This is a genomic window from Flavonifractor plautii ATCC 29863 (assembly GCF_000239295.1).
In the GTDB taxonomy this organism is placed as follows: Bacteria; Bacillota; Clostridia; order Oscillospirales; family Oscillospiraceae; genus Flavonifractor; species Flavonifractor plautii.
In genome coordinates this window covers 8126-22549 of the sequence record NZ_JH417670.1, presented here as the reverse complement: position 1 = coordinate 22549, position 14424 = coordinate 8126, and the positions used below count along the sequence as shown (strand labels likewise).

General features: G+C 62.0%; 16 protein-coding genes and 1 other RNA gene. 12 read left to right on the top strand and 5 right to left on the bottom strand.

The features are described from left to right. Positions 1 to 36 precede the first annotated feature (36 nt). The 3 genes from HMPREF0372_RS03795 to HMPREF0372_RS03785 all read right to left on the bottom strand — a co-directional run bounded on the left by HMPREF0372_RS03795 (position 37) and on the right by HMPREF0372_RS03785 (position 3010). The gene (locus HMPREF0372_RS03795; protein WP_007489118.1) at positions 37 to 1260 is read right to left on the bottom strand and encodes an aspartate kinase; all 1224 of its coding nucleotides are present in this window, start codon (positions 1258 to 1260) and stop codon (positions 37 to 39) included. A gap of 76 nt (positions 1261 to 1336) precedes the next feature. After that, on the bottom strand, positions 1337 to 2545 hold the full coding sequence (locus HMPREF0372_RS03790; protein WP_007489117.1) for a homoserine dehydrogenase: 1209 nt from the start codon (positions 2543 to 2545) through the stop codon (positions 1337 to 1339). Between the two features lie 24 nt (positions 2546 to 2569). Further along, positions 2570 to 3010, bottom strand: coding sequence for an ACT domain-containing protein (locus HMPREF0372_RS03785; protein ID WP_007489116.1), 441 nt, complete (start codon positions 3008 to 3010; stop codon positions 2570 to 2572). 183 nt (positions 3011 to 3193) lie between these two features. Here HMPREF0372_RS03785 and ytvI point away from each other — a divergent pair, with 183 nt between their 5' ends. Further along, positions 3194 to 4270, top strand: coding sequence for a sporulation integral membrane protein YtvI (gene ytvI, locus HMPREF0372_RS03780; protein WP_007489113.1), 1077 nt, complete (start codon positions 3194 to 3196; stop codon positions 4268 to 4270). 40 nt (positions 4271 to 4310) lie between these two features. Here the strand turns inward: ytvI and HMPREF0372_RS03775 are convergent, their stop codons facing one another. After that, positions 4311 to 7016, bottom strand: coding sequence for a transglycosylase domain-containing protein (locus tag HMPREF0372_RS03775; RefSeq protein ID WP_080567989.1), 2706 nt, complete (start codon positions 7014 to 7016; stop codon positions 4311 to 4313). A 225-nt stretch (positions 7017 to 7241) separates the two neighbouring features. Between HMPREF0372_RS03775 and HMPREF0372_RS03770 the strand changes: the two genes are divergently transcribed. From HMPREF0372_RS03770 to HMPREF0372_RS03750, 6 genes are all read left to right on the top strand, one after another. Then, positions 7242 to 7556, top strand: a complete 315-nt coding sequence (locus tag HMPREF0372_RS03770; RefSeq protein ID WP_024724203.1) for a DUF1292 domain-containing protein — start codon at positions 7242 to 7244, stop codon at positions 7554 to 7556. 1 nt (position 7557) lies between these two features. Continuing rightward, a non-coding RNA gene (ssrS, locus tag HMPREF0372_RS18995) (6S RNA) lies at positions 7558 to 7760 on the top strand. Between the two features lie 146 nt (positions 7761 to 7906). Beyond that, positions 7907 to 9526: a peptidylprolyl isomerase gene (locus HMPREF0372_RS03765; protein WP_007489109.1), complete on the top strand. Its 1620-nt coding sequence runs from the start codon at positions 7907 to 7909 to the stop codon at positions 9524 to 9526. A 67-nt stretch (positions 9527 to 9593) separates the two neighbouring features. Next, positions 9594 to 10310 carry a tRNA threonylcarbamoyladenosine dehydratase gene (locus tag HMPREF0372_RS03760; protein ID WP_009259904.1) on the top strand — a complete coding sequence of 239 codons (717 nt, stop codon included), beginning with the start codon at positions 9594 to 9596 and terminating at the stop codon, positions 10308 to 10310. A 45-nt stretch (positions 10311 to 10355) separates the two neighbouring features. Then, a complete protein-coding gene (locus HMPREF0372_RS03755) occupies positions 10356 to 10724 on the top strand; it encodes a sulfite exporter TauE/SafE family protein (RefSeq protein WP_070103862.1) in 369 nt (122 codons plus the stop codon). Then, on the top strand, positions 10724 to 11080 hold the full coding sequence (locus HMPREF0372_RS03750; RefSeq protein ID WP_007489106.1) for a sulfite exporter TauE/SafE family protein: 357 nt from the start codon (positions 10724 to 10726) through the stop codon (positions 11078 to 11080). Before HMPREF0372_RS03755 ends, HMPREF0372_RS03750 begins: the two co-directional genes overlap by 1 nt. A 258-nt stretch (positions 11081 to 11338) precedes the next feature. Here the strand turns inward: HMPREF0372_RS03750 and ruvX are convergent, their stop codons facing one another. Further along, positions 11339 to 11764 (bottom strand): Holliday junction resolvase RuvX, encoded by a 426-nt coding sequence (ruvX, locus tag HMPREF0372_RS03745; protein ID WP_024724205.1) that lies wholly within the window; start codon positions 11762 to 11764, stop codon positions 11339 to 11341. Positions 11765 to 12084: 320 nt separating this feature from the next. On the opposite strand from ruvX, the gene rpmG reads away from it, so the two are divergent. The 5 genes from rpmG (at position 12085) to rplA (ending at position 14361) form a co-directional block, all read left to right on the top strand. Further along, positions 12085 to 12249 carry a 50S ribosomal protein L33 gene (gene rpmG, locus HMPREF0372_RS03740; protein ID WP_009259908.1) on the top strand — a complete coding sequence of 55 codons (165 nt, stop codon included), beginning with the start codon at positions 12085 to 12087 and terminating at the stop codon, positions 12247 to 12249. A 41-nt stretch (positions 12250 to 12290) separates the two neighbouring features. Then, complete coding sequence (gene secE, locus HMPREF0372_RS03735) at positions 12291 to 12596, top strand: preprotein translocase subunit SecE (protein WP_024724206.1); 306 nt, start codon at positions 12291 to 12293, stop codon at positions 12594 to 12596. Between the two features lie 8 nt (positions 12597 to 12604). Then, complete coding sequence (gene nusG, locus HMPREF0372_RS03730; protein ID WP_007489098.1) at positions 12605 to 13129, top strand: transcription termination/antitermination protein NusG; 525 nt, start codon at positions 12605 to 12607, stop codon at positions 13127 to 13129. 93 nt (positions 13130 to 13222) lie between these two features. After that, entirely contained in the window at positions 13223 to 13648 is a 426-nt protein-coding gene (gene rplK, locus HMPREF0372_RS03725) for a 50S ribosomal protein L11 (RefSeq protein ID WP_007489097.1), read from the top strand. Between the two features lie 20 nt (positions 13649 to 13668). Further along, the gene (gene rplA, locus HMPREF0372_RS03720) at positions 13669 to 14361 is read left to right on the top strand and encodes a 50S ribosomal protein L1 (RefSeq protein ID WP_007489096.1); all 693 of its coding nucleotides are present in this window, start codon (positions 13669 to 13671) and stop codon (positions 14359 to 14361) included. The last annotated feature ends 63 nt before the right edge of the window (positions 14362 to 14424 follow it).

The window sequence follows — 14424 nt, the reverse complement described above, 5'->3', positions numbered from 1 at the left end:
GCGGTCCCACATGGGACCGCCGCCGCCTTTGTATTTTTAGTTACCGCCGAACTCGTGGAAGAAGCGGTCGTGGATGACCTGCACTGCCCGGTCGGCCTCGTTGATATCTACCAGGACGGACACCTTGATCTCGCTGGTGGAGATCATGCTGATATTGATGCCCGCATTGTACAGGGCCTCAAACATTTTGGCCGCCACGCCGGGGTTGTGGACCATGCCCGCTCCCACGATGGAGACCTTGGCAATTTTGTCGTTGACATCCACATGGTCGAACTGAAGGAAATCCCTGTGCTCATCCAGGAGCTGCTTGCAGCGCTCCACATCCTGAATGCTCACGGTGAAGCTGATATCCTTAGTATTATTGCGGCCGATGGACTGGAGTATGAGGTCCACATTGATCCGCTCCTTGGCCAGCAGGGAGAAGATCTTGAAAGCGATGCCCGGCTCGTCGGCCAGCCCCACCACGGCCACACGGGCCACATTTTTATCGCAGGCTACGCCGCTGACGTGCAGTTTTTCCATGGTTTTTGCAACCTCCTTGACTTTGGTGCCGGGCTTGCCGGAAAAGCTGGAGAGGACCTCCAGGTTGACGCCGTAGCGCTTGGCCATCTCCACCGAACGGTTGTGGAGCACCTGGGCGCCCAGGGTGGCCAGCTCCAGCATCTCGTCGTAGGTGATCTCCTCCAGCTTCCGCGCCCCTTTGACGTGGCGGGGATCTGCGGTGTAGACGCCGTCCACGTCGGTATAAATCTGGCAGAGATCCGCGTGGAGCACAGCGGCCAGGGCCACCGCCGAGGTATCGGAGCCGCCCCGGCCCAGGGTGGTGATATCCTCATACTTGTTGAGGCCCTGGAAGCCGGTGACGATGACAATGGTGTTCTTGTCCAGCTCGGCCAGCACCCGCTCCGTATCGATGCGCTTGATGCGGGCGTCGCCATAGGAGGAGTTGGTGCGGAAGCCCGCCTGCCAGCCCGTCAGGGAGACCACCGGGTAGCCCATGGCCTCGATGGCCATGGCGCACAGGGAGCAGGAGATCTGCTCGCCGGTGGACAGCAGCATATCCATCTCCCGCTTGGAGGCGTTGGGGTTGATCTCCGCGGCCTTGGCAATCAGATCATCCGTGGTGTCGCCCTGGGCGGAGAGGACCGCCACGACCCGGTGGCCCCGGCGGTAGGTCTCGGTTATGATGCGGGCCACGTTGCGGATGCGGTCGGCATCCGCGACGGAGCTGCCGCCGAATTTTTGAACGATGAGTCCCATTGGTATATGTACCCCCTAAATCAGGAATATCCGTCCGTCGCGGAGGAGGCGCGCTCCTCCGCGACATTCTATGCGCTCAGTCCAGCACCCGGAACATGGAGCCGGGCGTCATACCCGTCAGCCGGGCCTCCAGGGCAGCCCGGGTCATGGGCGGGGTGACCAGCGCGAACTCGTCCGCCGGCGCTCCGGGGCGGCTCAGCCGGGTACGGTCCGGGAAGGCGGCCTCCGCCGCCTGTACCCCGGTCCCCCGGAGGTACCAGCGGCTCTCCAGCCCGTCGGGCGGCACCGCCGTATCGTCCCCGCCCTCGGCCCAGAACATCCGCTTCTTCTCGTCCCGGTGCTTGGCCGCGTCGATCACGTCGGCCACCACGGCGGAGGCGGTGGGCAGCTTGCCCGCCCCCCGGCCGTAAAACATCACCTCTCCGATGGCGTTGCCCCGTACGGCGATGGCGTTGAATACATCCTCCACACCGGAGAGGGGGTTCTCCCGGTCCACCAGGTGTGGGGCCACATAGGCGCACACCTTCCCGTCGGTCCGGCGAATAGCCCGCCCCAGCAGCTTGAGCTTCTTTCCACAGGAGTCGGCATAGGCCACGTCGGCCAGGGTGACGCCGGTGATGCCCTCCGTGGGCACCTGCCGGGGGTAAATATGCCGCCCGAAAGCCAGGGAGGCCAGGATGCAGATCTTCCGGCAGGCGTCGTGGCCCTCAATGTCGGCGGTGGGGTCCTGCTCGGCGTAGCCGTTGGCCTGAGCCTCCCTCAGAGCGTCGCCAAAGCTCAGCCCCGCCCGGATCATACGGGTGAGGATATAGTTGGTCGTGCCGTTGAGGATACCGGTGATCTCCTCGATCTCGTTGGCGGCCAGGCACTGGTTCAGGGGGCGGATGATGGGGATGCCGCCGCCCACACTGGCCTCAAACAGATAGCTGACCCCCTTCTCCTGGGCCAGCCGCAGCAGCTCGCAGCCGTGCTCCGCCACCAGCTCCTTGTTGGAGGTAATGACACTCTTGCCCGCCTGGAGGGCCCGGCGGGTGAAATCCAGCGCCACCTTGGCCCCGCCGATGGTTTCCACCACGATGGACACCTCAGGGTCCTGCTCAATCACGGAAAAATCGTGCACCACCTTGCCTGCAAAGGGGCTGTCTGGGAAATCCCGCACATCCAGAATATATTTCAGGCGGATCAGATCATCCACCTTGCCCTCGATGTGCCGCTCGTTGGTGTCCAGCACTTCAGCCACACCGGAGCCCACCACGCCAAACCCTAAAATTGCCACGTTCACCATTCTGTCTTCCTCCTGTCCGGGCCGTCAGCCCGCCAAAATCTCACAGCGCAGGACTCCCTCTATCTCCAGGGCCTGGTTCAATAACTCCTCCAGCGCGATGCGCAGCCCCGAGGTCTCCGCCCCCACCGTCACCGCAGCACAGCCGTTGCTTGGTATGGACTGGTTGATAGTGAGAATATTCCCACCCGTCTGGGCAAAGATATTTAAGACGGCGGACAGCACCCCTGGTTCGTCCTTGAGCAGGAACTGAAAGGTGACGATCCGCCCATGCAGCATGTCATTGAAGGGCCGCACCGCATCCTTGTATTTATAAAATGCGCTGCGGCTGATGCCCACCCGCCGGGTGGCCAAGTGGACCGTGTCCACCTCGCCGGTTTCCAACAGCCGCTTGGCCTCCGCCACCTTCAGAAAAATCTCTGGCAGTGCGCTGGACTCCACGATGAAATAACTGGGTGACTTACCCATTCTATGTACCTCCCGCCCATATGTCCACGTGAGAAAGCCATTTGTTTATCCTTTGTGGTCTATTGTAGCACACCCTCCCGCCCGCCGCAAGGGCAAAGCCCCTGCCAACTCTGCCGATTTCTGCCGATCCGCCCATGCCGTTTTTGTGTATTCTCACCGATTTTCAGGAGAGGAGGCTGTCTTTTGCCGGAAAACAGACACCTGCGCTTTCTGCTCCGCCTGCTCTATGCCGCCCTGGCCCTGGCCGGATTGTGGCTGGCCCTGCGCTTTCTCCTCCCCTGGCTGCTCCCCTTCCTGCTGGCCTTCAGCCTTGCCGCCCTGCTGGAGCCCGCCGTACGCCTTCTGATGGAGCGCCTGCACCTGCCCCGGCGGGGCGCCGCCGCACTGTGTACCGCGGCTCTCACCGCCGCTGTTCTGGGAGGGCTGGCGCTGGTGGTATGGCGGGTAGGCTACGAACTGTCCCTGCTGTTGGGCCGACTGCCCACCCTGCTGGCCGGGCTGCCCACGCTGGCCGACGGGCTGGAGCGCTGGGCCTACCGGTTCCTCATCGCCCTGCCCGTTCAGTTCCAAACCCTGGCCCGTGATGCCCTGGAGGGCCTTCTGGAGCAGGGCATTGCCCTGCCCAACCGCTTTTATGACGCCCTGGCCGGGGCGGTGACAGGGCTGGCTTCGGCCCTTCCCGCCGCCGCTCTTTTTCTCTTTACGACAGTTTTGGCCACCTATTTCACCAGCGCAGGCCGTCCCGCTCTGCTGGACGGCCTGCGCCGCCGCCTTCCCCCGCCGTGGCGGACACGGCTGGGCCGGGTGGCCGGCGGTCTGAGGGAGGCGCTGGGCGGCTGGCTGAAAGCCCAGGGCCTGCTGATGCTGATCACCTTCGGCGAGCTCGCCGCCGGTTTCCTGCTGCTGCGGGTGGAGCTGTCCCTCCTTCTGGCCGGACTTGTGGCTCTGGTGGACGCCCTGCCGGTCTTCGGTACAGGCACCGTACTGCTGCCCTGGGCAGTGCTCGCCCTGTTGGGGGGCGACGTGCGGATGAGCGTGGGCCTGCTGGTGCTTTACTCCGTTATCTCGCTCGTGCGAAGCCTGCTGGAGCCCCGTCTGGTGGGGGCGCGGGTGGGGCTCCCTCCCCTGGCTGCCCTGGTCTGCATGTATGTGGGCTTTCAGGCGCTCGGAGTTCTTGGAATGCTTCTCGCCCCACTGGCCGCCGTGCTGGCCCGGCAGCTCTGGGATTCCGGCCTCCTGCACAGCCTGTTCGGACCTTAAGCAAACAGCCCGCGGCACATGCCGCGGGCTGTTTGTTTCTTTATTTCGTACCATCCGCCGGGATATAGGGCTCGTCCGGGGGCGTCTCCACCGGCGTGGGTACGGGAGACGGTGTGGGGCTTGTGCTGGTCTCGGGTGGATTGGGCTGGCCGCTCTCCCCGGGAGACGGGGTCTCAGACGGCTGTCCCGCGTTGGGCCAGGTGGCCGGGTTCTCCGGGTCAAAATTCTCGTACCTGGGGTCGTTGACCGGCGGCCAGGTGGAGGGATCACTGATCACAAAGCTGTTGGGATCATACTCCTCCGGCTCCTGGGGCTGGGGCGCGGTGGTGTGGACGTCACAGGTCCCCTGGGCCTCCAGGAAGCTGTAGAGGTAACTGCTGTCCTTGGCGGCGGCCCCGCCCACGCTCTCCCGGCTGTAATCCAGGATGCCGATGGTCTTGACCGTGCCCTCCGTGACTCCTGCGCCCTCGTCGGCCTGCCGGGGACAAAACTCTCCCGCCAGATGATACAGGCCCTCAATCGCCGTGCCGTCGCCGCCCAGCACCGGGCTGCCGGTGCAAACCTCCACCTCCTTGTGGAGACTACAGGTTTCGGCGGGCACGTCGTCGCTGAACAAGGTGAAGGTGCGGGCCCGGCTGCCTCTGGGATCGTTCAGGCAGGCCTCAGTGGCCCGCAGGCCGCTGTCCATGCAGATGCTGACGCTCTTCTGTTCACTGCCGGCGGCCGGGAAGGACTTGTTCTCCAGCCCCTCATGGATGGGGGCCATGACCTTCTTCCACATGGACACAGCCGGGTTATTGCTGGAGCTGATGCGCTCCGGGTTGTTATAGCCCACCCAGACCGCGGCGGTATAGTAGGGAGTATAGCCCACAAACCACTTATCGTTATTGGAGTTGGTGGTGCCGGTCTTGCCGGCCACCGTCATACCTGAGAGCTGGGCCCCGGTGCCGGTTGCCCCGCCGAATTTCCCTGTAACCACATTTTTCAGCATGTCGTTGATATACCAGGTGGTCTCCTCGGAGAGAACCGCCTCGGGCTGATTCTGGGTATTGTCCAGCAGAACCTCCTCCGTGCCGTCGTCCAGCACACGGGTGACCTTGGTGTAGGTGCGGGGCTCCACATACAGGCCGTTGCGTGGGAACACGGAGTAGGCGGCGGCCATGTCTACCACACTCACGCCGTCGGTGAGGCCGCCCAGAGCGAGCTGGCTGGCCCCCAGGTCGTTCATCACCTGTCCGTTGACGGTGCGGCCGTCCTCCAGGTCGATATGGAACTTCTCCTCCATGAACTGGAAGGAATTTTCCACACCCAGGTTCTGTAGGGTGCGCACGGCCACCGGGTTGGAGGACACCTCCAGCGCCGCCGCTACGGTCATCCTACCCCGGTAGGTCTGGGGGTTGTTCAGCGGCCAGGCCTTGCCGCTGAGGAGCTGCACCGGATAGTCGTCAAAAGCGGATGCAGGACTGATCACCCCGCTCTCCAGAGCGGGCGCATAGACGCTCAGCGGCTTGATGGAGGAGCCCGGCTGCCGCAGGGAGCGGCTGGCGTAGTTCCAGCCCCGGTTGCTGCTCTTTTCGCCCAGGGCGCCGGCCAGCCCAACAATGTTGCCCTGGGGGTCGATGATTACGATGGCCGACTGGATCGCCTGCCCCGACTTGCTGGTGAGCTGAAGGTTGCTGCGGTCGGAGTAGACCGACTCCACGATGGACTGGATCTCCGGGTCCACACAGGCGTAAATATTCAGTCCGCCGGAGGTGACCATGTCGGAGGCCACCTGCTCGGAGTAGCCGTACTTCTCTATGAGGTCGTTCATCACGTCGGTGATGACCTGCTCATCATACCAGTTGTAGATGGTGGCGGGCCTGGCCTCATCGGTGCTCCGTTCCAGATGGGAGGCCAGATCATCAATTTCGGCCATGGCCTCGTCGTACTCGGACTGGTTGATGCTCCCCAGCTCCAGCATCTTGCCCAGAACCAGCCTTGCGCGGTACTGGTTGTTCTCCAGATAGCGGTAGGGATTGTAGGCCGAGGGGTTGTTGGTGATGGAGATCAGGCTGGCGCACTCGGCCAGATCCAACTCCGACAGCTCCTTGCCGAAGTAGTTCTGGGCCGCCGTGGCCACGCCGTAGCAGCCCTCTCCCAGGTAAATATAGTTGAGGTACCACTCCAGAATCTGCTCCTTGGAGTAGGTCTTGTCAAAGTCCAAAGCGGTAAAGATCTCCAGAATCTTCCGTTTTACCGTCACATCGTCGTACTGGGTGGCATTCTTGATGAGCTGCTGGGTGATGGTGGAGCCGCCCTGAATATCGCCGCCGGTGAACATGAGCAGCACCCCCTTGAGGGTACGCTTCCAGTTGACGCCGTGGTGCTTCCAGAACGTCTCGTCCTCGATGGCCACGGTGGCGTTGATCAGATTATCTGGGATCTCCTCAAAGTCGACCAGTTGGCGGTTTTCTGTTCCATGGAGGGACAGGTGCTCCACATATTCCCCCGTAGTGGAATCCTTATAATAAATCGTACTGGTCTGGTTCATGACGAAATTGGCCTCCAGATGGGCCTGCGGGATGATGACCGTCTTGATGTAGACCGCGGCAAAGCAGAGCAGGATAGCCCCCGTGATCACGCAGATCAGGAGGAAGGTGCCCAGCACCTTCCCTACCGTGCCCGCAACCACCGCAGCCGTGGACGGCCGCCTCCGCTTCCGGCCCCGGTTCGGATTGGGGCCCTGATTGGATGTTGACGCCAAAATGACACCTCCGTTTTTCGGTGGAACACGTATGCTTGCAGGATCGCCCCATCGCATGCGGCGATTGCTGATATTATAGCATATTCCTCCAGCTTGTCCACCCTAATTCTTTCCAATAAAGGATGAATATAGGCTTCGTCAAAAATTTGGCAGATCCCACTCTTGCATTTTTGGGCGCAACAGGCTAAAATAAGAGACGAAGAAAAGGAAGGTATGGTGCCCAATATGAGTGAAGAATTTGGCCCTGATTTCATCACCGTCACTGATGAGGACGGCAATGAATTTGAGCTGGAGCATCTGGACACACTAGAGTACAACGGCCAGACCTACATGGCCTTTTTCCCGGCCGTGGAGGGGAAAGAGGACGGCTCTGTAGAGGATGTGGATCTGGATGAGGAATACGGCCTGGTGATCCTCAAGGTGATCGAGGCAGACGGCGAGGAACAGCTCTCCACCCTGGACAGTGAGGAGGAGCTGGAGCTGGTGTATCAGCAGTTTATGGAGTCCCTCTTCGCGGAGGAGGACGGCTCGGACGCATAATTTTTTCCTGCTCGGTGCGTGACGGGTTTTATTTAAACCCACATCTCTGAAACGGGATGCCCACCTCATGGCGTGGACTGCAGGCCTCCCGGCGCCCCTCCGAGGGACGGCTGGAAGTTGGAAGCAACGAAGCGACATGGAGGCAACCCACCTGCCACTTTGTGCAGGTTTTAAATGGATCCGCACGGCCAGAGCGGGGCCCCCACGAAACGCTGTTTCGTGGGGTTTTTCTTATTTCCGGCATTTGAACAAAGTGTAAAACCTGTTTTCGCTCTTGAAAGAGTGCGGCATTTCCTGTATAATGTCAGAATGTCTATAGCCAGGCCCCCTGCTCCCGCGGGGGGACACTTATGAGAGGACTGAAGCTACAAATGAGCGCATCCAGAGAAAAGAAATCGCGCCAGAGCGACCCGACACAGGGCCTGACTCAAAAGGAGAGGAAGGAGCTCCAGGAGCAGCAGGCCGCCAAGCGCAAGGCCGTTGTCTATACGGTCATCGGCGTCATTGTTGCCGTGCTGGTGGCCGCCCTGCTGATCTGGCACTCCGGCATCTTCCAGCGCGGCAAGACCGCTCTGACGGTGGGCGGCCGCGATTACTCCGTCACCGATGTCAACTATTATTTCACCTATTATATGAATCAGGCATACAGCACCAGCGGCGGCGCTTTTGATCCCAGCAAGGATCTCCGAACCCAGTATACGGACGAGGAACAGACCAAGAGCTACTTTGACCAGTTCCTGGACAGTACCATTGAGCAGTTGAAGAAGATCTCTGCCTTGGAGACCGCCGCCTCTGAGGCCGGCTACACCCTGTCCGACGATGACAAGGCCTATGTGGATGAGGCCATCTCCTCCACCAAAAAGGCTGCCGAGTCCTACGGCTATGCCTATGACGGCTATCTGAAGGCCATGTACGGCAAGTATATGACCCCCTCCGCCTTCAAGACCTGTGTGGAGCGGGAAGCTCTGGTGAACGGTTACCAGAGCGCCTACGCCGACAGCTTGGGCATTACCGACGAGGACATTCAGGCCTACTATGAGGAGAATGCCTCCACGCTGGACACCTACGACTACCGCTATATCTATCTCAGCGGCAAGGCCGCGTCCACCACCGACGAGGACGGCAACACGGTGGAGCCCACCGAGGAGGAGACGAAGGCCGCCATGGAGGCTGCCAAGGCCAAGGCCGATGCGTTTGTGGCTGCGGTGAATTCCTCCGATGACAAGGAAACTGCCTTTGCCGAGCTGGCCCCCGACTATGTGTCTGAGGACGACAAGGAGGACTATGAGGCGGATCCCGACGCCTCCCTGCACACCGGCACGGTGGGCAGCAGCCTCTCCTATCAGAGCTTTGGCGAATGGCTGATGGATGACAGCCGCGCCAGCGGCGATGTGGGTGTGGTGGAGTCCAGCTCCGGCTACTACGCCGTCATGCTGTTGAACCGCTACCGGGATGAGACTGCCACTGCTGACATCCGACACATTCTCATCAAGGCCGAGGTGGCCGATGCCGATGACCCCGCCACCGAGGACGTGGACGAGAGCAAGGTGCCCACTCAGGAGGCCCTGGACGCCGCCAAGGCCGAGGCCGAGGACATCCTGGCCCAGTGGGAGGCGGGCGACAAGACCGCCGAGTCCTTCGGCGCGCTGGCCGAGGAATACTCCGACGATCCCGGCTCCAACACCAACGGCGGCCTGTACGAGCAGGTCGCGCCCGGCGTGATGTTCGAGGGCTTCAACGACTGGATCTTTGCCGACGGCCGCGCCATCGGCGACACCGGTCTGGTGGAGAATCCCCAGGACGGCCAGCAGGGCTGGCACATCATCTACCTGGAGGGCTGGGACGAGCCCGTCTGGAAGCTCACCGGCAAGAACGCGCTGACCAATGAGAAGCTGAACACCTGGCTGGAGGGCCTGACGGAAAACATGGAGGCCACCCAGGGCGCCGGCGTCAAGTACCTCGGCGAGTAAGAGACATCATGGGACAGGCGGGCGGAGCGCTGCTCCGTCCGCCTGTTTTTGGAAAGGGATGAACTGCATGGACGAGAGGTTTCTCCGCACAGAGATGCTTTTGGGCCCCCAGGCCATGGAGCGCCTGGCTGCCGCCCACGTAGCCGTGTTCGGTCTGGGCGGCGTGGGAAGCTGGTGCGCCGAGGCCCTGGCCCGCTCCGGCGTGGGCGCCCTCACGCTGGTGGACCACGACACGGTGGGTCTGACCAACCTGAACCGCCAGGTGGAGGCCACCCGCTCCACCCTGGGCCAGCCCAAGGCCCAGGCCATGGCCGACCGTATCCGCGACATCAATCCGGACTGCCGCCTCACCATCCGGGCGGAGAAGTATGAGGCGGGGCGGCGGGAGGACTTCTTCGACCAGCCGCTGGACTACATTGTGGACTGCATCGACCTGGTGTCCTGCAAACTGGATTTGATCGAGACCGCCCTCACCCGGGGCGTCCCCATCGTCTCCTCCCTGGGCACAGGCAACAAGCTGGACCCCGGCCTGTTCCGTATCACCGACCTGTCGAAAACCGAGGGCTGCCCCCTGGCCCGGGTGGTACGCAAGGAGCTGCGCGCCCGCGGCATCCTCCACCACCGGGTCCTCTGGTCGCCGGAGGAGCCGAAGGCCGCCCTCCAGCGGGAGGCGCCGCCCCCCGGCCGCCGCTCCGTCCCCGGCAGCGTGGCCTGGGTGCCTCCGGTGGCCGGGCTCATGCTGGCCGGAGAAGTGGTCCTGTCCCTTGCCGGGCTGCACGTATAAAGACATCCCTCCATTGGTAAACTAAAGCCAATGGAGGGATGTTTTTTGACGCAGAAAAAAGGCTCCCGGCTCCGCAGCGCGGCGGCTGGCGGAGCGGCCGGGCTGGCCAACGGCTTTTTCGGGGGCGGTGGGGGGATGCTGCTGGTGCCCCTCCTCACCCGCTGGTGTGGACTGGAGCAGCGCCGCGCCTTCGCCACGTCCATCGCCATTATCCTCCCCCTGTGCGCACTCTCGTCCGTCATCTACTGGGTTCGGGGCGGACTGGACTTTGGGCTGGCCCTCCCCTATCTGGCCGGCGGCCTGCTGGGCGGCTTCGTGGGTGGAAGGGTATTCAAGAAGCTGAATATGGTCTGGCTCCGCCGCGCCTTTGCCCTGCTTATCCTCTACGGCGGCGTCAAGGCGCTGTTCTTCTGATGGCGTGGCCCATCTCCCTCCTGGCCGGCGCCGTCACCGGCGTGCTCTCCGGCTTCGGAATCGGCGGCGGCACCCTGCTGCTCATCTATATGACTGCCTTTGCCGGGGTACCCCAGAATCTGGCCCAGGGCGTCAACCTGCTCTACTTTCTTCCCACTGCCGCCACCGCCCTGCCCGCCCACATCAAAAATGGCTATATCGACCGTCAGACCGTCTGGCCCGCCGTCCTGGCCGGGCTGGCGGGCACCGCTCTGGCCGCCTGGGCCGCCACCGGCCTGGATGTGGAGCTGCTCCACCGCTGCTTCGGCGGTTTCCTGATCGTGGTGGGGCTGCGGGAGCTGTTCAGCCGCTCGTAGGGATATCCATACGAACCATGTAGGGGCGGCCACAAGGTTCGCCCCTTCATCCGCCCCGCCGCCTGAAGGTCAGATATCCCTCCAGAATCAGCGTCGCCGCCACCGCGTCCCTCCCATCCGGCCATGCCGGATGGGAACCCTGATGCCTTTTGGCATGCTCGGGGCAAGTGAATTGCCCCTGCGCCAAGATTTTGCTCCGCAAAATACTTGTATGGCGCAAGCGCCGCCCCGCTGCGCGGGAAACCGTGGACGCCTCTTTTACTCACAGCCGCTCCGCCGCCTGAAGGTCAGATATCCCTCCAGAATCAGCGTCGCCGCCACCGCGTCCACGGTTTTCTTATGCTGCTTCATCCGCTTGCCCGAGGCGTGGAGGATGCCGTGGGCCTCCACCGTGGTGCGGCGCTCATCCCAGAGCACCGGCTTGAGGCCGCAGACCTCCTCCAGCCGGGCGGCAAAGGCCCGGTAGAGCTCCGCCCGGGGCCCCTCGGTGCCGTCCATGTTCCGGGGGAAGCCCATTACCAGCTCGTCCACACTGTGCTCTTTCGCAAGGCGGGCCAGCTCCTCCGCCACCACCCCCTCCTTCCGGCTCTGGATCACCGTGGTGTAGCCGGCCAGCAGGCCGGTGGGATCGGAGATTGCCACTCCGGTGCGGGCATCGCCGTAATCGATGGCCATAATACGCAAATCTACCACTCCTTTTCCGTACCACTATAGCGTACTTTTTGGGAAAAAACAAGGAAAAAGCGCTTGACTTCCCATATGAGCTGTGATAGACTTGATATACCTATGAAAAAGGGCTCTTTTTTTGTGCGCATTTTTACGGTGTGATGACGTACAAAACCCTTCCCTCACTGTGAGGACATAGGGAGGCAAGCATGCCGAATCCGCACCGTGACGTAACATAGTGGGCGCAGTCTATGCGCCTTTACGTTGCTGGATTCGGCCCAAGGGCTGTGTCCAGCTTTTTTGCTGCGCGCGGTCAAACAATGAAGGAGGTGCCGAACATGGCGAAGGCCGGCAACCGGGTGAAGATCACTCTGCGCTGCTCCGAGTGCAAGCAGCGGAACTACAACACCAACAAGAACAAGAAGAACACTCCCGACCGTCTGGAATTGAACAAGTACTGCCCCTTCTGCAGGAAGCACACGGTTCATAACGAAACCAAGTAATGAGTGCTGCTATGGCTCAGAAGAAAGAAGGGTTAAACGGAATGTCTGAAAACGAGAAGCTCGAGCAGGCCGCCGACCAGGCTGCCGACAAGCCCGCGAAAACCGATAAGAAAAAGGACGTCAAGGCTGACAAGAAGAAGCCCGGCGTGTTCGCTCGCATCGGCAAGTGGTTCAAGGATATGAGGAGCGAGCTGAAGAAGGTCCAGTGGCCCACCCGCAAGCAGACCGTCAACAACACCGTCATCGTGATCATCTGCTGCATTATCGTTGGCATCTGTATCTGGCTGTTCGATGCCCTCGCCGGCGCCGTGATTACCGCCCTGCTGGATCTCTTTGGTAAGGGTTAAGGTGCGACATGGCTGACAATGCGAAGTGGTATGTGGTTCATACCTATTCCGGCTATGAGAACACCGTGGCCGCCAGTATCGAGAAGGCCGTGGAGAACCGCGGCCTGCGCGACCTGATTCAGGAGGTCAGCATCCCCCTGGAGACGGTCACCGAGATCACGGATAACGGCCCAAAAACCGTGGAGCGCAAGGTCTTCCCCGGCTACGTGCTGGTGAAGATGGTGATGACCGACGACACGTGGCATCTGGTGCGCAACATCCGCGGCGCAACCGGCTTTGTCGGCTCCGGCAACAAGGCCATCCCCCTGACGGACGAGGAGATCGCCGCCCTGGGCGTGGAAAAGCGCGAGGTGGTGGTCGGCTATCAGGTGGGCGACAACGTCAAAATCACCGACGGTGCTCTGGAGTCCTTCCTGGGCACGGTCGAGGAGATCGACCTGGACCGCAGCAAGGTCCGGGTGGTGGTCTCCATGTTCGGCCGCGAAACCCCCGTCGAGCTTGAGCTGGACCAGGTAGAACCTGTCCAGGACTGAGCTCCGGGCCGGGCGGCCCATTCCCCGCACGTGGGAGGGACTGCACCGCAGTTCCGCTTCCAACCACATTTATCGTAGGAGGTGCTGTTTCAAATGGCACAGAAAATTACTGGTTATGTGAAACTTCAGATTCCCGCGGGCAAGGCGACTCCCGCGCCCCCCGTCGGTCCCGCCCTCGGTCAGCACGGCATCAACATCGCCGCGTTCACCAAGGAGTTCAACGAGCGCACCAAAAACGACGTGGGCCTGATCATCCCCGTGGTGATCACCGTTTACGCCGACCGCTCCTTTACCTTCATCACCAAGACTCCCCCCGCCGCCGTTCTCATCAAGAAGGCGTGCAACATCGAGTCCGGCTCCGGTGTGCCCAACAAGACCAAGGTGGCCACCATCAGCAAGGAGGATGTCCGCAAGATCGCCGAGACCAAGATGCCTGACCTGAACGCGGCCAGCATCGAGGCGGCCATGAGCATGATCGCCGGCACCGCCCGCTCCATGGGCATCGTCGTGGGCGACTAAGGCGAAGGAGGGAAAGAGCAATGTTTAGAGGCAAGAAATACCAGGAGAGCGCCAAGCTGATCGACAAGGCCGCTCTGTATGATACCGCTGAGGCCATGGAGCTGGTCGTGAAGACCGCCCCCGCCAAGTTTGACGAGACTGTCGAGCTCCACGTGAAGCTGGGCGTTGACTCCCGTCACGCCGACCAGCAGGTGCGCGGCGCCATCGTCCTCCCCCACGGCACCGGCAAGACCCAGCGCGTGCTGGTCTTCGCCAAGGGCGACAAGGCCGAGGCCGCCAAGGCCGCCGGCGCCGACTTCGTGGGCGAGATGGACCTGGTGGAGAAGATTCAGAAGGAGAACTGGTTCGACTATGACGTGGTCGTGGCTTCTCCCGACATGATGGGCGTTGTGGGCCGTCTGGGTAAGGTCCTGGGTCCCAAGGGCCTGATGCCCTCCCCCAAGGCTGGCACCGTCACCCCCGACGTGGCCAAGGCCGTCACCGAGATCAAGGCTGGTAAGGTGGAGTACCGTCTGGACAAGACCAACATCATCCACTGCCCCATCGGCAAGGTCTCCTTCGGCGCCGAGAAGCTCACCGAGAACTTCAACGCTCTGATGGGTGCCATTGTCAAGGCTAAGCCTTCCGCCGCCAAGGGTCAGTACATCCGCTCCTGCGTGTGTGCTTCCACCATGGGCCCCGGCGTGAAGATCAATTCCGCGAAGCTGATGTAACAAGAAGCGCGGGGGCCCGTGGAGCAGCTGCACAGCGCACCCCGCAGACGAAAAAGCAGTTGC